This window comes from Methylomonas sp. MgM2, assembly GCF_054172045.1.
Genome location: NZ_JBSYXO010000006.1, coordinates 62,117 through 84,805 on the forward strand (window position 1 = coordinate 62,117; position 22,689 = coordinate 84,805).

Here is a 22,689-nt window from a genome sequence, read left to right on the forward strand (position 1 = left end):
CCGGCATCACTTCTCCGGCGAATTCGAAAAAGGATGCAGTTGCGGAATCAATGCGGCAACGAGTTCCAATCGCCCCCACAGCACGCCGCGAAGCGTGATCATCGCGTCGGCGATTTCCTGTACTTTCGCCGGCGGCCCCTGCACCAGAATCACCTCCAAAGTTCGCTCGCCGTCCAGCAATACGTGCAGCGATGAAATGACCTCGGCGATATTTTGCCGTTGCAAATCAGACAATTTTTGCTGCACACCGATTGCCAGATTATCGTAAAACAGCGTTATCGTTCCCACCATCACCCGATCGCCGACCTCGTTACGGTGTTCAACTAGCGAGCGGTGCAGGATTTTGGCGATAGCTTGAGAGCGATTGGCAAAGCCACGTTCGCTGACCATGGCATCGAGTTCATTCAACAGATCCTCTGGCAGCGTCATGCTGATCCGGCTCGCCAAGCGTTTTGTGTCGTTCTTCGGTTCCGATTTCTTAGAATCACGCTTAGTCATTTTTTCAATTCCAGATAATGTTGTCGTATGTTAACCGACCAAAACACAATTGTCCGTTGGCTAACCTAATGGTATCAACTCCTTTATCCATAAATCTCGATCTGATAGTTTCTCTAAGCAACAACCGCCTCCGTTGGCTCAGCTTTTTCCCGAGCCTCCGATGCTCTAGCAGAATGTTTTATGTTTTACGCAGTTTGACATACAGCACCAACGTCAACATATTATGTAGGCTTTACACCCAACTGCCGAATTTGAACAACGCGGGATGGCAGCAGCTACTGGTCGAACGATTGACTTTCGGATATGGTCATGGTGTGTTGCTAGACCGAGTGGATCGTTAGGTTTGCAATCGCGCCAAATCGCTCAAACTCACACTCGGCGGCGCGCCGAAGGTCTTGCGAAAGTCGTGGCAAAAGTGAGCTGAATCGGTAAAGCCGGCGGCGTGGGCGGCGGTCGTGAAATTGTCACCGCAAACGATGCTGGTCAGCGCTTGGCGCATACGGCACCAGGCACGGTAGCGCCTAAACGGTACGCCGACCTGTTGGGTAAATAGGTGCTGAAAGCGCGACGGCGACAAGCTTACCTGAGCCGCCAAATCGGTCAGCGGGCTCAAACCGTCATGGGCCTGCAGCTTTTCGACGATGCGTTGCACACGCGGATCGATAACAGTTGCGGGCGATCGTTGAATCGAATAGTCGAGCAAATCCTGGAGCGCATCAGCGGACCAACCGACTTTGTAACGATCTTCATACAAATCGCGCATGAAAGCGATTTCACCACCGTTGCCGACCAAGGCGCCTTGTTCGGCTCGGCCGCTGTTGACCAGCGGTAGAAAGGCATCGACGCCGGAGACGGTCGGCTCGATGTACAGTACGGTGATAGGCTCACCGCCAACTTCCAATTCGTGCATTACGCCAGCCGGAATAATCGCTGTGCGGCACCACAGCCAATCCCCGCCTGGTAGACGCAGACGAAATTTGCCATACAAACCGGCTAAAAACACCGGTGCCCCATGTTGATGGTTGGTGCATCGATACAACGGCCCAGTGAAAAAGGTGCGGCCGTCGCGAATGTCCCACAGCGCGTCGAGTTCCTCATCTGTTACAGCATGTTTGTACAAGCGGAATGATGGGGTCATCAGTTATGCTCTTTTGCTATCAATGGTTACGGTTCGGCCAGTGTACTGAATACCATGATCGACTGTAAATCACCTGACTTTCTCTGCTAACGATATCACCACAGGAATACGATCAATGAGCAATTTTTATAGCGAGCAACACAGACGGTTACAAGACCAACACCAAACTCGGCCTCTGGCAGACCGCCTGGAAGAAATTATTGTCGAAACGCAAATCTCCGAACAACATCAGGCCTTTATCGAAAGCAGGGACTTTTTCTTTCTGACCACGGTGGATCATCGCGGCTATCCTACCTGTTCATACAAAGGCGGAAATCCCGGTCTTGTTCGCAGAATAGACCCCCAGACCTTGTGTTTTCCAACTTATGACGGGAACGGAATGTTTTTGTCCCTAGGTAACATCCAACACCATCGCAAAATCGGCATGTTATTTATCGATTTCGATACGCCGCATCGTGTTCGCGTCCACGGTGATGCCTCAATTGAAGCTGACGACCAGCTTTTGTCGGACTATCCGGAAGCTCAAGCAATTATCAGAGTGCAGATTAGCGAACTGTTCGTTAACTGTCCTCGCTATATTCATCGTATGCAGCGTGTCGAAGCATCTAAATACGTGCCGCAGGCTGATATGGAAACACCAACGCCACAGTGGAAACGAATCGATGCAATCCAGGATGTACTGCCGCCTTGTGACCAAGGACTTGCGGAAAAACTTGGCGGTACCATCACACCGGAACAATACGGCGACATGCTGAAAAACAAAAACGCTTGAATGTCGATTTAGAATATCCGTTCAACGGATCGATTCGTTTAGCCATATCGCTTCAATGGTATTATTTTTGCCCATTTATCGACTGTCGAATCTTTTGACCCAACTTATCGATCCCATGCTGAGTGACCAACTCATGTCTGCCTTTTAGTTCGATGTCATAACGACTGACGGCAGTTTGGGTTTTGACGTTGATTAGATAAGTCCACAGATAAGAAAACAAAAAGCTCGGCTTGCTATGTTGACTCACGACAATCCAGTCCGCACCCTGTTGTTGACCGAGCTTTGCGGCAAGATCATGAAAGCGAAACAGATAACCGAAGCCTGCATTGGCCTCCTGTTGCGTTTCGGCGGAAATATTAACCAGCTGAACATCATCGAATTGACTCAACGATTGCCGCAACAACGGCGCCATTGAGGCAGTACGCTGCAATTCCGCTGTCGTATACGGCAACGAGGTAATATCATTCAGCTCGAAGTCGAGCACGGCAATTCGGGTTTCTGCATAGCTGGTCGACCAGCCACATAACAGCCAGGTAACCAGCAAGTGACAGGGTCTCATGTTCAAACTCCCGAAGTGCTATTCGCTTGTTGTTGCCACAACCCGATGAAATCCTGCATGGTCAATTCGCCAACGGGTTTCTGCGCATCATCCAGAATTTGATAAAGCACACCATTGCCGCCGCGGATACTGAAAAACACAATGGCATCCTGGTCACCACCGCCCTCTTGATGCGGTTCGTCGCTGGCCGGGCTAATCGTGTAACGGCCAGCCGGGCGGATTTCCTTCACGCTGCCGTCGGCATGGTATAAACGATGCTCACCCTGCACCACAAAGGTCTGATTCAATACCTGATGCCTATGCAAGACAATCTGTTCACGCGCGGCGAATTTAAACAATACATCAATGATCCTGCCCGGTTCGTCGATATCAAGAATGTAGTACTGTAAATGGTCGATCCCATCCAGTTGTTGCCAGTGAATATGGCTGTCATCAAAACAATAAGTAGTCATTGCTGCCCTCCAACGTAATTAACAATCGATATGCTTAACCGGAACACTCGGTTGCTAACAGAGTAACCGTGAGTGCGCTGACTATCAGCCGATATTTGCCTGGCAAATTCGGGCAATTTGCCCGCTGTTGAACATGGCCTTTTCGGAATCCGCTTAGGTTTTTAGAAAGTCGATCTCCTAAATTATCTGGCTTGAGCTTTAGGAGAAAGTTTACGCATGTCACCAATTATGCGTTGGCGCAAAGGGCTGGCGGGCTAATCTGTGAAACGCATAAAATACTCCAATTTCAACAAGGTGGATTGCCTGCCTCTTGTAGATGCGAATTTAATCTTATCGACCAGATGTCGCGTTTGTCAGGACTCGCCAAAATGCAGAAAAAGCCGACTACCGAACCTGCCGAGTTAACGCAATTGCTTGCCAACGACGACTGTCGATACACGAGCTTAACTTCCTAAAGCCCAGGTTTGGTAAAGAACGCGTTCCAACTCTTCTTTAATGGCGTCTAGGGTGTTTTTGATGATCTCTGGCTCCCCGAAAAACGTTAATACGGTTTGCAGAATACCGAGAAGAATTTCTGAACTAAAACGATATTATTAGAATTTGTTAACTCAAATAGGCATAGACAATCGGTTTCTCTGTCGACCCTCCCTAGGCCACACGCCACGTCCATTTCTACTTTTACCGACTGTTGATTCAATAAATAGCACCAAAATGTGGTTTTACTTTGAAATAGGATTTGATCCTATTTTTTGGAAATGCTACTCATGAAACGGAAAAATCGTCCGCTAAGGTTCTCCCGGCTACCGTAGAGCTCAAACTTACCTTACTTCCCAAATTGACACCCGAACATTACGTCTTACGGCCTTATGAGACTTAGGCTTCCAGACACAATCATTTCCCCATCGCAGCCAGTGTCGCAAATATAATGATGCCGATTCCTGCAAGAACCGCAATTGCCAGTACTTGCACCTGCTTTTTGTTCATCGCGCTACCGCTCTCATTTGCGTAGCCCAGTTCCATTGTCATTTGAATCGCCCGCCACGATAGATAAGCCAAAGGCAGCGATACCAAGAGGCCAACAACCTCAATGACCAGCAATGCCAAAGGCATTTCATTCGGCGAAACAGGAAATATCTTACCAAGATCCAATGCGTAAACCAGGAAATAGGAAATTCCGCAAACCAAGGAAGCAACTACTGCCCAATGCTTCCCTTTCAAAGCGAAGTAGGCAAAGGCAATGCTGCCAATTCCCAAGACTGTCAGGAAAGTGTTGAACGCTCCCAGTATCACTGGCGATATATGCGAGAAATCTCTTGTTTCAATCGGCCCACCGGGAACCAATATTCCAAGTAACACGGCCGACAACACCAGTAACCCGGAAACGCCTCGGTTTATGTATTTATCTTTCACTCAAGAATCTCCTAGCGCCTAAGTTTGCAATCGATATGATTTAATGCATCCTACTTGGATCATGGACTGGAACGATATGGAAGCACCAAAGCGCAATGCAACCTTCTAAGCCGGCCCATCGACTGGAGCCCAAAAAGCCAATAACGAACCGGTAGGCAAAACATGCCATAGTGGAACCACGGGAAGGCACAACTCGCATTCTAACTTTCCAGTCGAACGATCATAGGTTGCACCCTTTGGGTAATACTCAAAACATCGCCGCCCATCGAGTTGCAAACCACTAGCGGGCAACCAGTCCCGAAGCAGGGCGACCCAGGCTTTGCCCACATGTTCCACTGTACCTTTGAACTTGAGAACTGCATATTTTCCGCCCGGAATGGTTGACTTAAGAGCGCCGCCGGTTGCCACAAAATCGGGCGCGACTTCGGCACAGGCATCATATCGGCATTGCTCGGGAGCGGTGATGCTCGGGTCGTCATGGCCGACGCCATAGCGGGTATGATCTGCGGCGAGCTTGTTCATGACCGCCCAAGGTACATAAGTTTCCTGCCAAAACCGTGCAATGGCTTCGCCATAGGGTCCGGTGTAACGAAAATAGGCGATGGTCGCAGGTTGGCGATCGATGATGTCTACTTCCATGATGCTTCCTGTGTTTGGGCCACGAAAAGCTACATGTTCCTCGAAAGGCGCTGGTAATGCCTGATTATTCTTGCTATTTGCGATGCGTTGTGTCTGTTGCTGTTCCCGCCAAACAGTGGGCGAATAAACAAACCGGCTCTTGAATGCGCGGGTAAAGGCTTCGCCTGAACCAAAACCCACCGACAATGCAATGTTCAGTATTTGCATGCGGGGCTGAGCCGCGAGCCTCATCGCTGCAACCTCGAGACGCCTGCGCCGCAGGTAATCGCCCAAGGTTTCTCCCATCCATGCGGAAAATAGCCGATGAAAATGGAACGGGGAAAAGCAGGCAACTTCGGCCAAGGTATTCAGGTCGAGAGATGCGTCTAAATGCTTGTCAATGTAAGCGACGACTCTATGCATTCGACTTTCGTATTCTGTGCGTGAGCGAAAATTGCTGGAAACCATGCCGTACTTTAGGTGAAGTTGACTCGAGACCAAAACAGAGGACCCGCAAGTGTAGCTTGCAAGCGATCCGATTAACAGAAAAGTTCTGCTGCTCGTAGGAATAGTTATCATTTCAATGCATTGTCTAATTAGCGTACTTTACGCTTTCCGTGGGTGATTGATGTTTTTAGCTTAATACGCGACTTCCAGGCTAAACACGACTCGGTCGTTGCCATCGAATTGGCCGAAGCGACCTAGGCGGTCGCCGTAGAAGATGTCGGCGCCGATCCAGGTCGTGACGTTGTCTTGCCATTGGTATTTGATCTTGGAACGAACGATGCCGTCGAAATCGTTGACATTGCCGATGACCAGCACTTCGGCGGTCAGCGTGTCGTACAAAAAATCACGCCGGACCAGGCCGGTGATGGTCGTATCCAGCTTATCGCGCGTGCTCAGCCCGGCATCTTCGATCAGCCAGCTTTGAATGAATTGTGCACTGAACAGTACGTCGGCTGGCCCGTTCCAATCCAGACCCAGTACATATTGCAATTCCGGGCTTTGTACGATGCCATCGTTCAGCCGCCAGTCACGGCCTATGAATGCATGCCGACTGAAGTAAGCAAACTCGCCGCGCACGACCCAATCGTCGAACGCATTGCTAAATGTCGTACCGAACACGTGGGTGCGCTGATATTCCGGCGTCACGGTAACCACCGGTTGCCCGTCGATCAGCGACAGCCGTTGCATCAGCGCCGGCGAATTGTTGTACTGGTATAAATAATTAAAAGTGATATCCCAGCCCTGCCAAAAAGTGGAGGCTCTGAAGCCGACGTCGGAATCTAAAATCACGTTATCCGGGCGTTGCGCCGCTGCCAATACCGCATTGACGCCAGCCGGCGCGATTGGCACCAGTTCCGGCGAACTAAAAGCGAAGGTCGCGTCCTGTTTGGGCAAGGCATGATAGGTTTGGTCCGGAATCCACAGGAATTGCAAGTTCCAATCCTGCCACTGGCGCTCGATGTTGACCGTCCACAGCGGAATGCGCGATTCCTCGAAGTCTTCCAGTATGAACTCCCGAAACGACTGCGGATTGACGATATCCAACACCTTCAGCCCGTCGGACTTGCCCCATACCACTTGTTGTTTACCCAGCATCAAATAGGTATCGCCGAGTTGGCCTTGCAAGCTGAATTCGCGCAGTTCCATATCGGTTGCTTGGTTCAGCAGAGCGGGCTTGCTGTATGGGCTGTAGGCGTCACGCTCCAAGTCGGCGATTTGCATGCCGGCGATAGCTTCCGTGTGCAAGCGCGACACCGATTTCAATCGCCAGCCGTTGTCGAATTTCAGGTCGAACTCGGGCTTCAGGGTCAAATTCAACATCTGGCTGTCACCGCTGTTGGTGTTGACGGCCCAACGGCCGGTGGCTTTAATCGACGCGTCGAAATCTGCGGCCAGTGCCGGCGCCGAAACCAGCGCGATAACCGATGCCGAGATTGCCCTGAGTCTGCATGTGGAAACACCAATCGATTGGTCCGGCATGCCTACGTCCCTTTTACAATCCGCGCTTCATCGCTTCCTGGGTAAATACGCTGTCGTCCACGCCGTCGGCATAATTCACGTCGGAAAACACGAATCGGGTGCGATGGCCGGTTTTATGGTTGACGACCTCGAATTCGTGCTGGGTCCAAATGCCTTGAACCTGGCGAATATCGTAGAAATGGATAGTCTTTAACGGATTGCCCTGCGGGTCCCACATTTTGGCTTGGCGCACGATCCATATCGTATCGTCTACGCATTGCTCGATTTTGCCATAACCCAATTCCTCGGCAATCGCTTCGCTGACTGGCACGCTTTCCAGCAACAGACAGTGTGCGCCGTCTACCTCGCTTTCGCCCACAGTCTTGCGGGTGTAATCGGCCAGCGACACCCGGCTCTCCAGCTTGATGTCCTCGTAAGTGAAATCGGTTCCGAGGAAATAGTCGCCGCGGTCGGACGCCGAAATACGCCGCACCTTGCGCAAGGCCGGCAAATACAGCCATTGATCGTCATCCTGGTCGGCTTCCGGATAGTCGTAGGTCAAAAATACGCTGCCCTTGATATTGGCCGGATCCAGGTAATAAATGACCGAGCGTTTTTCGGCACCGTAGTATTTACGAAAGCCCTTGGTTTTACGGACCCGGGTCTTGCCGTCCGCATCGGTCAATTCCATCGTCAACAACCTGGACACCGCCTCGCCTTCGTCGCGGGCGTTGATATGCTTGGCGATCTCGTCGCCGCTCGGTAGCTCGGCTACGGCTAAGCCAGCGTAAATCGACATGGTTAACGGCAGCGCGATCGATAGTAGGCGTTTCATATTGACTCTCCTGTTTGTTGAGTTAAGGGAATAGCGGCGGTTTCTGCGTATAGGAATCTAGGTGCGAAGAGTTTGGCCAAGGCCGGCAACAAGGTCATGCTGCTGAGGAAACTGGTGGCGATGGCAACCGCCACCAGCAAACCGAAGTCCTGCAACACCACGACTTTACTAACCATCAACACCCCGAAACCCAACGCCAGCGATGCGAAATTGAAGAACAGCGCGCGACCGGTGTTCGGGTACAGATTCAAGATGGCTTGATCCAGGCTTTGCCGCTCACGGCCGACCAGGGTTTGCAAGCGTTCCAGCGTATGAATCGAAAAGTCGACGCCAAGGCCGATCGCGATGGACGCGAACATCGAGGTGCTGATCGACAGCCAAATGCCGCTAAAGCCCATCACCGCGTATATCATCAATATCGTCACCAGCACCGGCAACAGCGCCAGCGTGCCGGCAACGACCGAACGAAAACTCAGAGCGGCCATCAACCAAACCAAGATCAGCGATATAGCTATGCTAAAAGCGTGACTTTGGCCCAAACGTTCGATCCAGTGGTAATCGACGTTCACCCGGCCGCTCAAGCTGGCTTGAATGTCGGGCGTATTGAATCGGTTGTCGAGATAGTCCTGAGTTCGTTCGGTGACGATTTTTTTCACCGAATAACGGCCGTCGTTTAAGCGCACCCGCACGTTGGCCAGCCGGTAGTCGTAATCGACCTCCTCTTTGAAATCGTCCGGGTCGCCACTGGCGCTATATAACAAAAAATACTGCGCCGCCAAATCAGCATCGTCCGGCAAGCGGTAGGCCTCCCTGCGGCTTTCGTTCAGCGCCCGGTTCATCTGCTTCAGATAATCCACAATGGATACGCTGCCGCCGACGTGGGGCAAGGTTTCGACAAACACCTGCAACGCTTCAATGCGGCGTAGGTTGTCCGGCTCGAATAGCGCTTCGCTACTAGGCGTTTCGATCAGGATGTCCAAATAATTACTGCCGTCGAACAGCCGGTTCAATACTTTGTCGGCAATGGACAAAGGCTCGGCCGGATCGAAGGTCTGCATCCGGTCTTGATCCAACTGAATATGAGACGCACCGAACGCGCCGGCTATCGCGACGATCAATGTCAGGACGATGATGCTCTTCGGAAAACGTACAACCATGCTTCCCAGACGCGTCAAGGCTTTGCCGAAGCCGTCGACGCCGTGTCCGGCCCGATACGCGCGGCTGGGCTTGGGTTTAAGCAGACTCAGCAGCGCCGGCACCACCAGCAACGAATAAACCCAAGCTACCGCGACCCCGACAAAGGCGAATACGCCGAAATAACGCATCGGCGGCATCGTCGAAGCCAGGCTGATGCCCCAGAATCCGGCCATCGTCGTCAACGAGGTCAGCGTCACCGGTCGCCACATGGCCACCATGGTGTCCACGACCAATGTGCGGGCGTCGCGGCCCGGCTGTTCCGCCATGCGCTGGTAATATTCGCTGAGGATATGAATGGAATCGGCCACCGAAATGCCGATCAACACTACCGGCAAGGCGTTGGTGATGACGAAGAAACTGACGCCGAAGGCACCCATCGAACCCAATGCGCCGGCCACCGTGGCCAGCACCACCAGATTAGGGATCAATACGCCGCGCCAGGTGCGGAAAGCCAGCAGGCAGACCAACGAAATAATCAATGCCGCCATTGGATCGAGCCGGACCGCATCGGCATCGATATAGGCTCCCATATAACCCGAAACCGCCCCTTCGCCAGCCACATAAAGTTGTTCGCCTTCCGCAAGCGACGTCTGCTCGATCAGCGACGACAATGCCGCATACGCCTGTTCGGCCGACTTCTGATCGTGCAACTCGGCCACGATCAACGTGCCCTGTGCGTTCCTGGCTACCAGGCTGCCAAGATAGAGCGGGAAATCCATCACCGCCGCTTTGATACGATCGGCTTGACTTTGATCGGACGGCGTCTGTTCGAAAAACGCTTCGACCAACATGCCGTCTTCGGTGCCAATGATATTGTTTTCGGTAGCCAGACTGGTCACCCGCTCTGGATCGATTTGCGGCAGCTTTTTGACCTTTTCGGTCAAGGATTTGACCAAGCTCAGGGTATGCGGATTGAATACCCCGTGCTCGCCTTGGTTGACGACGGCAATGACCAGCGGATCTTCCAAGCCGAACAAGCGTTTGGTGCGGTCACGCAACTGCAAGGCAGGGTGATCCGGCGGGATGAATGCATCGGCGCTGGTATCTTTTTGCATGCGCGGCAACCAAATCGCAAACAGCACGAAAACCAGCACGCTTAGGACAATCACGGTTTTCGGTTTGGCCGTGACGGCCATAAAAAAACGGCGAGGTAAAGTGATGTTGGCATTCATGCTACATCTCCCGCACCCGGTACGGCCATGCCGCGTTGCACCGCCGGCCGCTGTTTGAGTTGCTGCATCCAGCGGTTCAAGTGCCGGTATTGAGTGAGCTGTTCTTCCTTCCACAACGCAGCCGGCAACGCAATCACATCGGCGACACTGTACTCAGCCCCCGCCAGAAATTCATGTTCCGCCAAGCGATCGTCGAAATGGCGGTATAAGTCTAACGTACGCTTGTTAATGCGCTTTGCGGCCTCGTATTGGCGTGGTGAACACAAACGTCTCAGATAAAACGCCATGAACAAGGACGAGCCGATATCTACCGCATGAAACTGCATCCATTCGTAAACCCTGGCGCGTTCCATTGCAGAAGCCGGCAGTAGACAATCGGTTTTCTCGGCTAGATATTGCACGATGGCCACCGACTGGGTCAGAACCAAAGGCTCCGCTTCCGCGTTATCGTAATCCACTAAAACCGGAATCCGGCCGCTGGGGTTCAGTTGCAAAAACTCGGGTTTCTTTTGCTCGCCCACCGCCAGCTCGACGCAATGCGCGACATAAGACAAACCTGTTTCTTCCAGCATGATCGACGCCCGCTGTCCGTTGAACGTAGGCGCCGTATATAACTCGATCATCATCTATCTCCCATTCGCTTTAACTAATTACAGACCAACTAGTCTGTTTGCAAAAAACATTAGCACAGACCAACTGGTCTGTCTATAATTACCCTAAGATTTTTTGAGAGAACAACATGACTGTCGAACGCAATCCGGAAAACACCCGTAAGCGCATCCTTCAAGCCGCCTTCGAGGAAATGCACCGGTACGGATACCAAGGCTTGCGGGTAGATCAAGTACTGAACAAAACCGGGCTGAAGAAAGGCGCGCTGTACCACCACTTCCCCAGTAAACAAGCTTTGGGCTATGCGGTATTGGAAGAATTGATCGAAGAACGCATCAGGAGGCTCTGGATCGATCCTCTGAAAAAATACGACGATCCGCTAACGGGTTTACAGACGATGTACGAACGCATCGGCAAAGTCTGGACCGACGAATTTTTCAGCCTCGGTTGCCCTTTAAACAACCTGGCTCAGGAAATGTCGCCGATCGACGCCGGATTTAGAGAACGGATCCAAGGCTTTTTTCAGTTCTGGCGCGACGCCTTCGCCGCAGCCTTGCAGCAAGGCCAGCAACAAGGCATCGTCGACCCGGTGGTCGATTGCAAACAAAGCGCAATGTTTCTGATTTCCGCAATGGAAGGCGCATTGGGCATGACCAAGAACAAACGGGACAAGTCCGTTTATGTCGGTTGCGGCGAGGAGATCAAGCGATACTTGGAATCGATGCGGGTGAAGTGAGTCGGCTCCATACATAATACGACTAGACCGTTATGGGCACAGGCAGCCGAATTTATCGAACTAGATCCGAACGATGGCTGAACGCAATGCCCTCTATAGCCTGGATGGGCACGTTCAGATTGACGATGCCTATCTCTGTGGCGAACTGACGGGTGACAAAGCCACTCGTGGCTCAGAGAATAAAGTACCCTTTGTGGCAGCGGTTTCACTGGATCAGGATGGGCACCCTCTGTTCATCAAAATGACAGCAATTGGGGAAGATGTAACATATCGTCAAAAAACACGATACTTTGCCCAGGGCACGATGAAACACTCCCATTATGCACATATCGGTATGCTCGCATACCTGCAGCCATCGCTGCCTCAATCCCAACGTCGCTATCTTCTATCACCGCGCATTGAGCAGGCGCAAAGCCCATCGCCTTGGCGGCATGTTGGAACAAACCCGGTTCCGGCTTCCATGAACCAACGTCATACGAACTAAAAAGGTTTTCACCAAAATAGGATGCGAGGCCGCTAATTTCCAGCGACTGCCGGATTTTCGGCATCGGCCCGCTCGAGGCGATGCACTTGGGCAAGTTTAAAGCGTCCAGCATTTCGATAGCACCGGGCATGGGCTTTAACTCGGAACAGAACAGCTCCGAAACACGCTTACGATAATATTGTTCAAAAGCTTCCGGTAACTTCCGGCCGAGGCGATTTTCGATATCGGCAAGAATCGCGGCCAACTTCTTGCCGCGATAGCGCAACATCAAAGCATCGACGGTCTCATTCAATTGCGGAAGTAGATCGAGAAACGCTTGGTTGCAAAGCGCCTCGCTATCTACCAGCGTTCCATCCAAATCAAAAATTACACAGAGTCCATTCATTGACTGAGTTTCCTTCATATAAATTTACGGGGATACGCTGTTTTTATAGAACGTCCGATGGAATGATAAGATTGGTACTACTTTTTTCGCCAACCAACCGCAATGAGCCAATTGTCATATTCGCGCTCCCAATCCGGCGGCAATGAAACCATTTCATGCGCACTTTGCCTCTCGATTTCAGCCAGTCGCTCCTCTATAGTGTCGAGTCCGATGGCGCGACGCCGATCATTCACGTGCTCAGGGTCTTCAATGGGGTAGGAAACAAAACGACCGTCCTTTCCCGGCTGAAATTGCGTTCCGTATAGTTGTGGCCGGCCCTCGTACATGCGAATCCTGTCTTCGAGAAATGCCGGTTGCCAAGCAGGCACTTCGCCTTCTGAGGCTGCCATTTTCAGTAGAGACAAGCACTGCCGCATAAACCTAGGATTACCAATGGCATGCTGCGCGATGAGCCAAGCTGCCCATGCACCGCGTTCTCCAACAAGACTCTCTCCGGGCCAGCCATGCTGATCGATGACTTCGGCAAGACAAGTGGCGTTGTGTATGTGGACGGCTTCCATGCGGGGACGGTAACCATGACGGGACAAAGAGCCATCGCTGGCTAAGACTTCTCTTACGGCAAGATCGTTTTCCGCGAGTGTAACAAGTTGCTGTCCAAGACGGTTAGTCGAATCCATAGCCACTCCTACAAACTGCTTAACCCGGCAAATAACCGGATACAAAAATCCCGTAGCAGGTTACTTGGTCCGAGTTGAATTACCCAGTCATGGCTTCCATTCCAATTTGTAAAACGCGTCATCTTCATCGAACTGCTTAAAGCCCAACTGTAGGTAAAATGGCTTGACCGGATTGGCTTTAATGACGCTCAGTCTTAAAGGCAATGAGCTTTTGCGAGCGACATCCTGAAGGTGTGCTATTACTTTTTGGCCTATGCCTGTCCGCTGGCACTCCGGTTTGATGATGATCATTTCCAACCAAAAGTGGTCGAGATTCTGATTTAAGACAAAGCCTCCTACCTGCTCGCCTCTACTACTGACTATTTTCCACTTCACAGGGTGTAAGTTCCCGCAAAATCCATTTCGTTGAAAGGACTCGTTCCAGCCCCAAGTGGCCTCGATACATGATCGCATTGTTCTACAGTACAGATCGTATAGCCACTCTTCATCGAGCGGTTCACCGTATCTAATTTGGTAACCGATCATCGCATTACACCTCACAAGTTAAGGAGCAGGTAGCGAAGCGGAACGTCCCTTTGAACAACGTTAATGGCACCATTTCCAGTTTGGGGTTCACGTAATCCCGGGCTGACCACTTGAACACCAAAAAACTTTTTCCCGATTGAACAATTCCGGCGTTTCCAATGTGGTCGCATGCAAGAAGACTAATCCTGGATAGCCGGAGGTTTTTTCATTATCGGGCTGACGCTGTTAAACCGAAAATACCACTATCCGAGAAAAGCGCTCCTTGCCTCGTGCCAGTTCGTTTGGCTCAGATAACCAGGTGACTGTTGATCCATATAGCCGACCATGTCCGCTAAAATTTGCTGAAGTGTCTTTCCTGACGCCATACCCGCCTGATAGACTTCCAACCGACCTGCAGCAACTTTAGAAGCTAACTGTGTAAATGCCGCTCTACTTGCGTCTGTCACTGGATTTCCGGAACTATCCGTTGCAACACCCGTTCTAACATTCGGATAGACCCTCTGCAAGTCTGTACGGCCTGCAAGTTCTTTCGCGTATTTAGCAGCCGTTTTCGTATCCAGATTGACAGTAATGGAGGAATTCGAAGACTGAATTGCTGCATAGGCTTGATACGCCTCATCACTGATATGAACTGTATCGCCTGTACCTGTATTGGCGTTAATAGGATTATCCGTTGTTTTATTTTGATGATTCCGCGCAAATTCAGTTGCATGTAAATAATTGACGTTTGAAGCCGCATTGATAAACATAAATTTTCTCCTAGGCAAGTCAGTGGGATAAACATATACAATCAGTCAACAATTTTAAGGGCATAAAAACCAACCCTTTTATGGCGTTTTATTACTACATCGGTTTGCCGGCATTTGTGGCTAGCTTCAATAGTAAGCGGCCATAATTTGCCGCTTTGCCGATTTCAATTGATTCGATTGCACTTTGCCTTGACCGGCGCTTACGCCAATAGCCGTTTCATATCGCTAAAAAACGCCTTGTCGCGTGCATATTGATCTGCTGACACGGATGCTTTGGCATATTCCAGCCAAGCCAGAAATTTATCGACCCCCTCACGGTAACTGTCGATTTGATTGGTCGGCGCCAAGGCCTTGCTGGTTTGGTCGTTAACGTTAATGCCGTACAGCATGGTATGCATCCGAAGCTGATAGGTCATCATGTCGCCCTCGTCCATGTCCTGAGTCGCTGTCAGCCAGGCTTGCTTGACTTGTTCCGGCGCATCGAGCGGCGGAAACGTAATGGTTTTAGCCGCGCCGACTTCCTGTATGCCATCGTGATCGAAATCCACTTGATAGCCTTCCGGCAGCAACAGGTTGTAAGCGCCTTCCTTGCTCATTGTCGAGGTATCGAAGGTATCGGCCAGACTATGCGAGCGCTGTACCACACCTTGTTCTTCCGGTGTCAGACTTTTCAAAAACCCGACCGGATCGTCCATGCCGCCTTGACTGTAAGCGCGATTCAGAATCGCGGCATAAGCCGTTTGATCATAGACGCTCGTGCCTCGAACCGCAGCCATTTCGGTGTACGTTAACCCCATCACATCCGACAAACTGGTAGCGGATTGGTTAGCCTTTGCTTCCGCCGGAGCATCGCTTAACGATGCCGGCTGATAGCATGCATATGCGGCTTTAAAGTCGGTGAAAAAATTCGTGCCCGGACTCTGAATCAGATGACATTGCCGAATGGCGTTTGGCGTAGTGTTGTTGACGTTTTGAATACTCATAGCAAACTCCTTGTGAATTACCGTCTCAATGGAAATCCTCAGTTGACCGTCACACGCGGTCGGCAAGGATCAGCCGGCGGGCGGCCACATCATCATGGCCCGGAATCGAGCCGGTTGTTGCCCTTGCAAGTCGTATAGCCGATTGACGATCTCGCCGGCACTGATGCCGGCTGCCTTGGCTGAATCGTAAAGCTTACTGGCCGCGTGCCGGTATTGGCTGGCCTGTTGCGTAAAGTAAGCTTTGCTTTCCTCGGTAACCAATTCACCACTGGTGTAATGAAGCGGATCGTTCGGCGTTGCCCCCAAACTAATCAAGCCGCCCCCGCCTTGCCCGTCTGATAGTTGATCGTGCGCTAAATCGTAGGCGAATTGCTCGAAATCGCTGGAACGTGGATTCGCCAAAGCGGCGTTGCGCAGAAAATTTTGCCCAGCGGTTTTTTCGGCCATGAGCTGCTGGAATCTGGCATTTGCTTGAGTGTCGGTTTCAGCTGTCAACGCTTGCCGACCGGCGTCACTGATGCTGACAGTGTCCTGCGTAACCCCACTGCGTGGGTTATCGGGCATTTGCAAGGCCCGCCGCGCGTTGAACGTAGCGTAATTTGTTGAGGAAGGGTTGGCTAAGGCATGAATGGTAGATATCATCGGCGTCTCCTATGGCAAATCTGCTTGTTCTAACGTTAAGCAATGCTTATGCCATCTAGCAATCACCCTAATTAGAGTCTGCTCAGTAAATCAACCCGCGTAGCAAGTTTGACTGGTGATCGGACTGCCATCACTCCGGCGTTTCACAATCCACGGTTGCGACATCCGCATGACGGCGCGTATCCAACCTGGAAGCCGCTCCAAACCGAGCGCAAAAAAGAGCCTTTCCAGGACCAGCAGGTTCATCACCAGGAAGATAGTGTTGATCCAGGCGAACGAGGTATTGGCACGCTTGGCGCGGATGTAGTTAAGCCGGTAGCCGTTTTTGCCTTGGCCGAATTTGCCTTCGATGGGGATGCGTTGCAGGTATTCCTGCCGGCGTTGGGCTTTTTCTTGCTGAAGTTGCTCTCGGTTGGCCTCGGTTTCGCGTTTGGGACGACCGAGCGGTTTGCCGGCAAAGCGGATACCGTGCCGTTTCAGGTAGTCGCGGTTGGCGCGGGTACCGTAGATCGGATCGGCGAGCTCCCGTTCCGGGTAGTGTCCATAGCGTGCCAGGTAGGCTTCGATTTGCGAGACCAGATCCAGGCCTTCGTGAAAGGCGTCCCAACGCAGGTGGTCGACATGGGCCAAGCCATCGCCGTTCAAGCTGACGCTGAGTTTGGCGCCGAATTCGACCGGCTTGTCCAGCTTGCCGCGCACCATCGGCCGCACATAAGGTTGGCTGATGCTAACGATACGGTAGTCGCAGCACCGAGTCCGGGTTCGATACATGTCCCTCTGCTGCTGATACAGGTGCTGGATTACCCAGTAGCGATGCAGCAGCCAGCGGGGTAACGGCAGCGGCGTGCCTGCCGTGATCGGCGCCAACAGGTGTTCGATATGGCCCAGGTTACGGCGCAAATACTGTAGTTGTTGTTTGAGGCCTCGGCGCAGCACTTTCCGGCTGGGGCGCTTTTGTTTGGCGACGGCCAAATAGGCGGCGCGGGCTTTGCGACGGTACGTTCTAGGTTTGTCCGCCACCTTCAGCCGCTTGCACAGGGTATCGATGATCCGTTCGGTCAATTCGCGCGCTTCGTTCAACAAACTCAAATCGGTGGGAAAGCGGATGGCTTGTTCGACCACGGTGGCATCCAGAATCAATTGACCGCGTGGGGCGATCGTCGGTACGACGCACGCTTCCTGGCCCGCTGCCGTTTGAGGCTGGTCTTGGGCGGTGGTATCGGGAACATCAACGGTGGCTAACTCGGACTGCGCCACAACATCCGTCGCAAGTGGCGTCGCGGTCGGCGATGGGTCATCCGGCTGCTGTTCGGATCGGTCGGCGAAAGGGCTATTCGGATTCTCGCGCCGTTCCGCCTCCGACTCGGCTGGCATTGGGCTTTCCGCTTCAGACCGTGCCGGTTTTTGGCCCTCGTGCGCCGCGATAATGGCCCGATGGAAACCTTCGAATACGGCTTCACCCATACGCTTGCGAACGTCGACCAATAACGACGGCGCAAACGGTGCCTTCGCTTGGTAACCGGCCAAGCCAACGAAGTATTGCAGATATGGGTTTTCCTGGATTTGCAGCACGGTTTCCACATCCGACAAACACTGCTTGTGCTTGATGATCACTGCGCCGATCACCAGGCGTGCGTCTTTCATCGGCCGGCCCCGGTCCGCCCGCATCCCTTGATAATAGCTCTCCGCCAGTTCATCCCAGGGCATACACTCGCTCAGTTTCACCCAGCGGTTATGTTTATCCAACGCCGTATCAAACGGCCAGTCGAATTCGGCTAGTGTCAGTTGTTTCGAGCTCGTGGTTCGTATCATTGCTGCACGGTTTTTGAGGGTCAGTCGGCTTTTTTCTTGCAGAATATTACACCAGAATCCAACTATATTCTTTTATAAACAATGAGTTATATTTACTGAGCAGACTCTAATTACCAGCGCACAAAGAGAATCACTCCGTCCAATGAACTTAACAATCGGCAAGAATTTGCCGTAAGCCGCGTCAAAATATCAGGGCGATAGCTTAAACTAAGCCCGCGTATCGATAGTCGTTGTTTTGGCAAGCAATTGTGCTAACTCGGTAGGTTCGGTAGCCGGATTTTGCTGCATCTTGGCGAGTTCGGACAAGCGCGACATTTGGTCAATGAGGTTAAGGTTACCGTCGGCCGAATGTAGTAATGCCAGTTGTTAAGCTGCCATGATTTGTTTACGCTCGGTTTTACTGAGGTGCTGCCAAGGTTGATTATCGGAGTCTTTTGCGGCGCTGTTCCCAGTTTCCCATTTGGCACCTTGATAGGGATGACCGACACGGTACGAGGCCTGAGCTAAGCCTGGATCGGACGAGGTAAAGGCTTGCGCGGTTCGGGATGTCGCATTATCTGCCGATTGACTATTTTGCGATGTCAATGCAGGAATGAATTTTTCCAATGCGCCAAAGCTAACGGCACAGGAAGCGGTAGTTTGCCAAATCAAACGCAAAATTATCGACTTGTTCCAAGTCCATACCGCTGGACTTCGCATACTCGCAGGCGCGTTCCAATGGCCTTCTTCTACTCGATTGCGGGAAGCGCAATCGAAGAAGTGCATACATCACACCAATCGTACGCAAGATACAACAGACGGCTTTTGGCTTTTAGCGTTGCTTAAACTGAATATTTGGCCTATTGAAACCAATCGAGCTAATAATGTTATGCCTTTACAACAATCCAAACGTTACGGCTTTAACCGCAGCCGCCGTTTTGTTGGTCGTATTTAATTTCGTAATGACGTTATTGATATGAAAATTGACGGTACGTTCACTGATACCAAGGATGCTCGATATTTCGTTTGCTGTTTTACCATCCGCTGTCCAACGCAGAACAGAAATTTCTCGATTGGATAACTTCAAATTTTCCACTGGTGCCCATTTTGGCAACAAGCAGCGTGACATGGCCAAATGCGCCGATTGGGTAAGCCAAGCCATTTTAAAACGTTTGGCTGCAAGTTCTGTTTCAGTCAGTGGTTCATTGGATCTTGCCAGGGTTAACATGCCTGTCGCCCCATTTGTGTCTCGCATGGACTGAGCCCTGCCATAGCGTAACCCGAACGAGCGCGCTTCTTCCCAGAGTTCTGCCGTTGAAGCAAATAAAGTGTCTGACCAAAGAAGAGGTAGCTGCGAACGTAAAGCGTGTTTGACCGTGGGATCAACTGCACAATAGTTTTCGGCTAGATATTGCGCTTGCCACGCAGCCGGATAATTATTGACCATAAAGGTTTTTGGATTACTGATCGGCAACGGAAACCTGACACCGTAAGCACAATATTCGAAATCTAATTCTCTGCTTAAAGAAAGCAAGGTTTGAAATAGCTGATGCTCACAATCGATATTCAGCAATGCTTGAAGTTGATTTTCTTGCCAAGATTTCATCGGTATCCAGGTTTATTTATCCGATTCAATACGTCGAATCATTTCTGGGAAAATTATTATTCCGCATAGGTCATGTGCTTTAACCTGTCAATACTGACAGTTGTTACAGGGTCTTAAAAGAGGTCTAATAAAATCCCAATATTTATACTACCACTCTCAACAGCAGGAGTTATATGTTAGGCGAAACGACTGGTAATGTCCGTATTTTGCTGCGACTTGAAGGTGTTTTCGTATTGATTGCTGCTTGTGTCGCTTATGCCAAGCTGGGCTTGGACTGGAGCAGTTTTGCACTTTACTTTTTGGCGCCTGATATTGCTTTGCTCGGTTATTTCGCCGGTGCCAAGGCCGGGGCCATCAGCTATAACGCCACGCATTCCTATATCGGGGCAATAACCTGCCTGGTGATAGGCTTAGTTGCCAGCTTTCCCGCTTTTCAGGGCGCCGGATTAATTTGGTGCGCGCACATTGGTTTTGATCGGGCATTGGGATATGGACTCAAGTACCCGGATGGATTTGGTTTTACCCATCTTGGCCGTATCGGGCGATTTGTTGTTAACAGCCAGAAATAACGCAATAAGCGTAGTTTGTTCAGACTTTAGGAACACCATGACTTTTACTCTCGACAAGGTCGTACCCTGGGGACGCTCATACGCCGAATACGTCAGCATGTTTGATCTGACTACAGATGATTTGGCTTGTCGCATTCTAGGCTGCGGCGATGGCCCGGCAGGATTTAATACCAAACTGACCGAGCAAGAGGGCCAAGTCGTTTCAGTGGATCCGATTTACATGTTTGATGCCCAGCAACTTCAAAACCGAATTGCAGAAACTTATGAAATTGTGATGGCACAGGTTCGCCAAAATCAAAACAATTTTGTTTGGGATGTCATTCCATCGATAGAGCGGCTTGGCGAGATTCGGATGTCGGCCATGGATGCGTTTCTCGCCGATTTCGAGCACGGCAAGCAGCAAGGCCGATATGTCGCCGGGGAATTACCCTCGTTGCCTTTTACAAATGAACAGTTCGATATTGCCCTGTCGTCACATTTCCTGTTTTTGTATAGCGCGCACTTATCTGCCGATTTTCACCGGCAAGCGATAGCGGAAATGTTGCGTGTTGCTCGCGAGGTACGGATATTCCCACTGCTTGCGCTGGATGGATCAATGTCACCTTACCTTTCCGTGATAAGCGAAGACTTTAGCCGCCGTGGCTTTGCCGTACAGACCAAAAACGTTGCTTACGAATTTCAACGCGGCGGTAATCAAATGTTAGTCATCAAACATGTATCCAAATGAGGCCTCAATGATAAAAATCAGTATTTTGTATCCCAACAAACCGGATGCCCGCTTCGACCTGCAGTATTATCTGGAAACACACATTCCGATGGCGCTAGAAATCTTCAGCGCTCATCCAGGCTACAAAGGCGTTTCGATTGATCGAGGACTAGCCGGCGCCATCCCTGGAACGGAAGCTGCCTATGCGGTGATGTGCCATTTTCTATTTGATTCCGTGGAGGACTTCATGGCGGCATTTATGCCGCACGCGGAAAAGCTGCAAGGCGACATGGCCAATTACACCGACATCGAGCCGGTCATTCAGATCAGCGACGTACTGATTGCTCGATAAAGCCAGATTCATTTTTATGATTGCAGTAGCTGTGCAGAAATTGCCTATGAAATTCATTAAATGGCTTGTTGCGATTGTCCTGTTGTTACCGATTACTGCGTTTACGCTTATCAAACCCGTTCGCGTGCTGATTCCAGAAGCATTTGGTGTCAATTGCAGCGAACATAACGTTTGTGTGGACGATTATTCTCGGCTTGCTGAGGCGGTGTCGTTACTCAACGAATCGAAAAGCTTTCTAGCAGCGCAATGGGGTCTGTCTATTGATGAGCCTAAGATAATCTTCTGCAGTACCGAGAAATGTCGGTCTGCATTCGGGCTATCCAATAGGGCTGGGTTCACTTTTGGCAATTTCGGTATCGTGATGGCTCCGCGAGGATGGCAACAACACTATGTGACACATGAACTCATCCATCATTGGCAGGCTGAAACCTTCGGTAGCTTGGTTCGCTGGATGGCTAAGCCCTGGTTGATTGAGGGTATGGCCTATTCACTTAGCAACGATCCACGATCAGAACTGCATGAACCATTTGAATCGTATCGTCAGCAGTTCAATAACTGGTATAGGCATAATTCCAATAGCCCACTCAAAGATGCAGTGGGTTCGGCTCTCTAAATTGACAATAAAAAACATGACCGAATATCTTGGCGTTAGTGAGTTTATCGACTGGCAGCATCCTTTTCTCATGGCCAAGGCCGCCGAATTGGCTACCGGCTGTGTTAGCGATGAGGCAATTGCCAAGCGCTGTTTTGAATTCGTGCGAGACGACATCAAACATAGCTGGGATTACCGGCAGAATCCTGTGACTTGTAAAGCCTCGGATGTATTAATCCACGGCACAGGCTATTGCTATGCCAAAAGTCATTTACTGGCCGCACTGTTACGTGCTAATCAAGTTCCGGCGGGACTGTGTTACCAACGACTAACGGTCGAATCATCCGGTCCGCCTTATTGCTTGCATGGATTGAACGCGGTTTACCTGAAACAACATGGCTGGTATCGAATGGATGCCCGCGGCAATAAGCCGGGTGTCGTAGCCGAATTTTGTCCGCCCATCGAAAAGTTGGCGTTTCCGCTTGTCGATGCGCACGAGCAAGATATTCCCGGAATTTGGGCTGAACCCTTGCCGACGGTTGTGAAAGCACTAACTGAAAATAATACCGTTGAGGGGGTTTATGAAAACTTACCGGATTTTGTTGATTCAAGCCAATAGGCTTGGGCAAATAGCGGCAAACAAGTCTTTAGGATTTTTCAACTAACA

26 protein-coding genes and 1 pseudogene are annotated in these 22,689 nt (G+C 51.0%); 8 read left to right on the forward strand and 19 right to left on the reverse strand.

Going from position 1 to position 22,689, the window contains the following annotated elements; all coding sequences use genetic code 11:
- Positions 1-6: 6 nt before the first annotated feature.
- The gene (nikR, locus tag ACW73I_RS06745) at positions 7-498 is read right to left on the reverse strand and encodes a nickel-responsive transcriptional regulator NikR (protein WP_458028477.1); all 492 of its coding nucleotides are present in this window, start codon (positions 496-498) and stop codon (positions 7-9) included.
- 337 nt (positions 499-835) lie between these two features.
- Positions 836-1,636, reverse strand: coding sequence for a helix-turn-helix transcriptional regulator (locus ACW73I_RS06750; protein ID WP_458028478.1), 801 nt, complete (start codon positions 1,634-1,636; stop codon positions 836-838).
- 115 nt (positions 1,637-1,751) lie between these two features.
- On the opposite strand from ACW73I_RS06750, the gene ACW73I_RS06755 reads away from it, so the two are divergent.
- Positions 1,752-2,408, forward strand: a complete 657-nt coding sequence (locus tag ACW73I_RS06755) for a pyridoxamine 5'-phosphate oxidase family protein (RefSeq protein ID WP_458028479.1) — start codon at positions 1,752-1,754, stop codon at positions 2,406-2,408.
- 61 nt (positions 2,409-2,469) lie between these two features.
- On the opposite strand, the gene ACW73I_RS06760 is transcribed toward ACW73I_RS06755, so the two are convergent.
- From ACW73I_RS06760 to ACW73I_RS06795, 8 genes are all read right to left on the reverse strand, one after another.
- A complete protein-coding gene (locus ACW73I_RS06760) occupies positions 2,470-2,967 on the reverse strand; it encodes a DUF2380 domain-containing protein (protein WP_458028480.1) in 498 nt (165 codons plus the stop codon).
- 2 nt (positions 2,968-2,969) lie between these two features.
- Entirely contained in the window at positions 2,970-3,419 is a 450-nt protein-coding gene (locus tag ACW73I_RS06765; protein ID WP_458028481.1) for a regulator, read from the reverse strand.
- Between the two features lie 891 nt (positions 3,420-4,310).
- Positions 4,311-4,829, reverse strand: a complete 519-nt coding sequence (locus ACW73I_RS06770; RefSeq protein WP_458028482.1) for a hypothetical protein — start codon at positions 4,827-4,829, stop codon at positions 4,311-4,313.
- 105 nt (positions 4,830-4,934) lie between these two features.
- On the reverse strand, positions 4,935-5,870 hold the full coding sequence (locus ACW73I_RS06775) for an AraC family transcriptional regulator (RefSeq protein ID WP_458028483.1): 936 nt from the start codon (positions 5,868-5,870) through the stop codon (positions 4,935-4,937).
- Positions 5,871-6,086: 216 nt separating this feature from the next.
- The gene (locus tag ACW73I_RS06780; protein ID WP_458028484.1) at positions 6,087-7,433 is read right to left on the reverse strand and encodes a DUF1302 family protein; all 1,347 of its coding nucleotides are present in this window, start codon (positions 7,431-7,433) and stop codon (positions 6,087-6,089) included.
- Positions 7,434-7,446: 13 nt separating this feature from the next.
- Positions 7,447-8,247 carry an outer membrane lipoprotein-sorting protein gene (locus ACW73I_RS06785; protein ID WP_458028485.1) on the reverse strand — a complete coding sequence of 267 codons (801 nt, stop codon included), beginning with the start codon at positions 8,245-8,247 and terminating at the stop codon, positions 7,447-7,449.
- Positions 8,244-10,616, reverse strand: a complete 2,373-nt coding sequence (locus ACW73I_RS06790; RefSeq protein ID WP_458028486.1) for an efflux RND transporter permease subunit — start codon at positions 10,614-10,616, stop codon at positions 8,244-8,246. The genes ACW73I_RS06785 and ACW73I_RS06790 overlap by 4 nt, the downstream gene beginning before the upstream one ends.
- Positions 10,613-11,242 (reverse strand): glutathione S-transferase family protein, encoded by a 630-nt coding sequence (locus tag ACW73I_RS06795; protein WP_458028487.1) that lies wholly within the window; start codon positions 11,240-11,242, stop codon positions 10,613-10,615. The genes ACW73I_RS06790 and ACW73I_RS06795 overlap by 4 nt, the downstream gene beginning before the upstream one ends.
- A gap of 113 nt (positions 11,243-11,355) precedes the next feature.
- Between ACW73I_RS06795 and ACW73I_RS06800 the strand changes: the two genes are divergently transcribed.
- Together ACW73I_RS06800 and ACW73I_RS06805 are read left to right on the forward strand one after the other, a co-directional pair.
- Complete coding sequence (locus ACW73I_RS06800; protein WP_458028488.1) at positions 11,356-11,961, forward strand: TetR/AcrR family transcriptional regulator; 606 nt, start codon at positions 11,356-11,358, stop codon at positions 11,959-11,961.
- Between the two features lie 64 nt (positions 11,962-12,025).
- A pseudogene (locus tag ACW73I_RS06805) lies at positions 12,026-12,214 on the forward strand (IS1595 family transposase); the annotation flags it as partial.
- Here ACW73I_RS06805 and ACW73I_RS06810 read toward each other — a convergent pair.
- From ACW73I_RS06810 to ACW73I_RS06850, 9 genes are all read right to left on the reverse strand, one after another.
- Positions 12,198-12,830, reverse strand: coding sequence for an HAD-IA family hydrolase (locus ACW73I_RS06810; protein ID WP_458028489.1), 633 nt, complete (start codon positions 12,828-12,830; stop codon positions 12,198-12,200). The pseudogene ACW73I_RS06805 and the gene ACW73I_RS06810 overlap by 17 nt on opposite strands.
- A 77-nt stretch (positions 12,831-12,907) precedes the next feature.
- On the reverse strand, positions 12,908-13,507 hold the full coding sequence (locus tag ACW73I_RS06815; RefSeq protein WP_458028490.1) for a DUF6624 domain-containing protein: 600 nt from the start codon (positions 13,505-13,507) through the stop codon (positions 12,908-12,910).
- Between the two features lie 87 nt (positions 13,508-13,594).
- Positions 13,595-14,032, reverse strand: coding sequence for a GNAT family N-acetyltransferase (locus ACW73I_RS06820; protein ID WP_458028491.1), 438 nt, complete (start codon positions 14,030-14,032; stop codon positions 13,595-13,597).
- Between the two features lie 242 nt (positions 14,033-14,274).
- Positions 14,275-14,781, reverse strand: a complete 507-nt coding sequence (locus ACW73I_RS06825) for a hypothetical protein (RefSeq protein WP_458028492.1) — start codon at positions 14,779-14,781, stop codon at positions 14,275-14,277.
- A gap of 200 nt (positions 14,782-14,981) precedes the next feature.
- Positions 14,982-15,764: a hypothetical protein gene (locus tag ACW73I_RS06830; RefSeq protein ID WP_458028493.1), complete on the reverse strand. Its 783-nt coding sequence runs from the start codon at positions 15,762-15,764 to the stop codon at positions 14,982-14,984.
- 69 nt (positions 15,765-15,833) lie between these two features.
- A complete protein-coding gene (locus ACW73I_RS06835) occupies positions 15,834-16,406 on the reverse strand; it encodes a hypothetical protein (protein WP_458028494.1) in 573 nt (190 codons plus the stop codon).
- A 90-nt stretch (positions 16,407-16,496) separates the two neighbouring features.
- On the reverse strand, positions 16,497-18,218 hold the full coding sequence (locus ACW73I_RS06840) for a transposase (protein ID WP_458028495.1): 1,722 nt from the start codon (positions 18,216-18,218) through the stop codon (positions 16,497-16,499).
- Between the two features lie 366 nt (positions 18,219-18,584).
- The gene (locus ACW73I_RS06845) at positions 18,585-18,983 is read right to left on the reverse strand and encodes a hypothetical protein (RefSeq protein WP_458028496.1); all 399 of its coding nucleotides are present in this window, start codon (positions 18,981-18,983) and stop codon (positions 18,585-18,587) included.
- 109 nt (positions 18,984-19,092) lie between these two features.
- Positions 19,093-19,803, reverse strand: coding sequence for an autoinducer binding domain-containing protein (locus tag ACW73I_RS06850; protein ID WP_458028497.1), 711 nt, complete (start codon positions 19,801-19,803; stop codon positions 19,093-19,095).
- A 173-nt stretch (positions 19,804-19,976) separates the two neighbouring features.
- Between ACW73I_RS06850 and ACW73I_RS06855 the strand changes: the two genes are divergently transcribed.
- The 5 genes from ACW73I_RS06855 to ACW73I_RS06875 are packed head-to-tail and all read left to right on the forward strand — an operon-like array spanning position 19,977 to position 22,641.
- Positions 19,977-20,372, forward strand: coding sequence for a DUF4260 domain-containing protein (locus ACW73I_RS06855; RefSeq protein ID WP_458028498.1), 396 nt, complete (start codon positions 19,977-19,979; stop codon positions 20,370-20,372).
- Between the two features lie 37 nt (positions 20,373-20,409).
- Positions 20,410-21,099 (forward strand): class I SAM-dependent methyltransferase, encoded by a 690-nt coding sequence (locus tag ACW73I_RS06860; protein ID WP_458028499.1) that lies wholly within the window; start codon positions 20,410-20,412, stop codon positions 21,097-21,099.
- A gap of 7 nt (positions 21,100-21,106) precedes the next feature.
- Positions 21,107-21,430 carry an EthD family reductase gene (locus tag ACW73I_RS06865; RefSeq protein WP_458028500.1) on the forward strand — a complete coding sequence of 108 codons (324 nt, stop codon included), beginning with the start codon at positions 21,107-21,109 and terminating at the stop codon, positions 21,428-21,430.
- A gap of 46 nt (positions 21,431-21,476) precedes the next feature.
- Complete coding sequence (locus ACW73I_RS06870; protein WP_458028501.1) at positions 21,477-22,043, forward strand: hypothetical protein; 567 nt, start codon at positions 21,477-21,479, stop codon at positions 22,041-22,043.
- Positions 22,044-22,059: 16 nt separating this feature from the next.
- Positions 22,060-22,641 carry a transglutaminase-like domain-containing protein gene (locus ACW73I_RS06875; protein WP_458028502.1) on the forward strand — a complete coding sequence of 194 codons (582 nt, stop codon included), beginning with the start codon at positions 22,060-22,062 and terminating at the stop codon, positions 22,639-22,641.
- Positions 22,642-22,689 lie beyond the last annotated feature (48 nt).

Bases quoted from the DNA above. Each gene is read 5' to 3' on its own strand.
- nikR (WP_458028477.1), bottom strand. From the start codon at position 498: ATGACTAAGCGTGATTCTAAGAAATCGGAACCGAAGAACGACACAAAA.
- ACW73I_RS06750 (WP_458028478.1), bottom strand. From the start codon at position 1,636: ATGACCCCATCATTCCGCTTGTACAAACATGCTGTAACAGATGAGGAA.
- ACW73I_RS06755 (WP_458028479.1), top strand. From the start codon at position 1,752: ATGAGCAATTTTTATAGCGAGCAACACAGACGGTTACAAGACCAACAC.
- ACW73I_RS06760 (WP_458028480.1), bottom strand. From the start codon at position 2,967: ATGAGACCCTGTCACTTGCTGGTTACCTGGCTGTTATGTGGCTGGTCG.
- ACW73I_RS06765 (WP_458028481.1), bottom strand. From the start codon at position 3,419: ATGACTACTTATTGTTTTGATGACAGCCATATTCACTGGCAACAACTG.
- ACW73I_RS06775 (WP_458028483.1), bottom strand. From the start codon at position 5,870: ATGCATAGAGTCGTCGCTTACATTGACAAGCATTTAGACGCATCTCTC.
- ACW73I_RS06780 (WP_458028484.1), bottom strand. From the start codon at position 7,433: ATGCCGGACCAATCGATTGGTGTTTCCACATGCAGACTCAGGGCAATC.
- ACW73I_RS06785 (WP_458028485.1), bottom strand. From the start codon at position 8,247: ATGAAACGCCTACTATCGATCGCGCTGCCGTTAACCATGTCGATTTAC.
- ACW73I_RS06790 (WP_458028486.1), bottom strand. From the start codon at position 10,616: ATGAATGCCAACATCACTTTACCTCGCCGTTTTTTTATGGCCGTCACG.
- ACW73I_RS06795 (WP_458028487.1), bottom strand. From the start codon at position 11,242: ATGATGATCGAGTTATATACGGCGCCTACGTTCAACGGACAGCGGGCG.
- ACW73I_RS06800 (WP_458028488.1), top strand. From the start codon at position 11,356: ATGACTGTCGAACGCAATCCGGAAAACACCCGTAAGCGCATCCTTCAA.
- ACW73I_RS06810 (WP_458028489.1), bottom strand. From the start codon at position 12,830: ATGAATGGACTCTGTGTAATTTTTGATTTGGATGGAACGCTGGTAGAT.
- ACW73I_RS06815 (WP_458028490.1), bottom strand. From the start codon at position 13,507: ATGGATTCGACTAACCGTCTTGGACAGCAACTTGTTACACTCGCGGAA.
- ACW73I_RS06820 (WP_458028491.1), bottom strand. From the start codon at position 14,032: ATGATCGGTTACCAAATTAGATACGGTGAACCGCTCGATGAAGAGTGG.
- ACW73I_RS06825 (WP_458028492.1), bottom strand. From the start codon at position 14,781: ATGTTTATCAATGCGGCTTCAAACGTCAATTATTTACATGCAACTGAA.
- ACW73I_RS06830 (WP_458028493.1), bottom strand. From the start codon at position 15,764: ATGAGTATTCAAAACGTCAACAACACTACGCCAAACGCCATTCGGCAA.
- ACW73I_RS06835 (WP_458028494.1), bottom strand. From the start codon at position 16,406: ATGATATCTACCATTCATGCCTTAGCCAACCCTTCCTCAACAAATTAC.
- ACW73I_RS06840 (WP_458028495.1), bottom strand. From the start codon at position 18,218: ATGATACGAACCACGAGCTCGAAACAACTGACACTAGCCGAATTCGAC.
- ACW73I_RS06845 (WP_458028496.1), bottom strand. From the start codon at position 18,983: ATGCACTTCTTCGATTGCGCTTCCCGCAATCGAGTAGAAGAAGGCCAT.
- ACW73I_RS06850 (WP_458028497.1), bottom strand. From the start codon at position 19,803: ATGAAATCTTGGCAAGAAAATCAACTTCAAGCATTGCTGAATATCGAT.
- ACW73I_RS06855 (WP_458028498.1), top strand. From the start codon at position 19,977: ATGTTAGGCGAAACGACTGGTAATGTCCGTATTTTGCTGCGACTTGAA.
- ACW73I_RS06860 (WP_458028499.1), top strand. From the start codon at position 20,410: ATGACTTTTACTCTCGACAAGGTCGTACCCTGGGGACGCTCATACGCC.
- ACW73I_RS06865 (WP_458028500.1), top strand. From the start codon at position 21,107: ATGATAAAAATCAGTATTTTGTATCCCAACAAACCGGATGCCCGCTTC.
- ACW73I_RS06870 (WP_458028501.1), top strand. From the start codon at position 21,477: ATGAAATTCATTAAATGGCTTGTTGCGATTGTCCTGTTGTTACCGATT.
- ACW73I_RS06875 (WP_458028502.1), top strand. From the start codon at position 22,060: ATGACCGAATATCTTGGCGTTAGTGAGTTTATCGACTGGCAGCATCCT.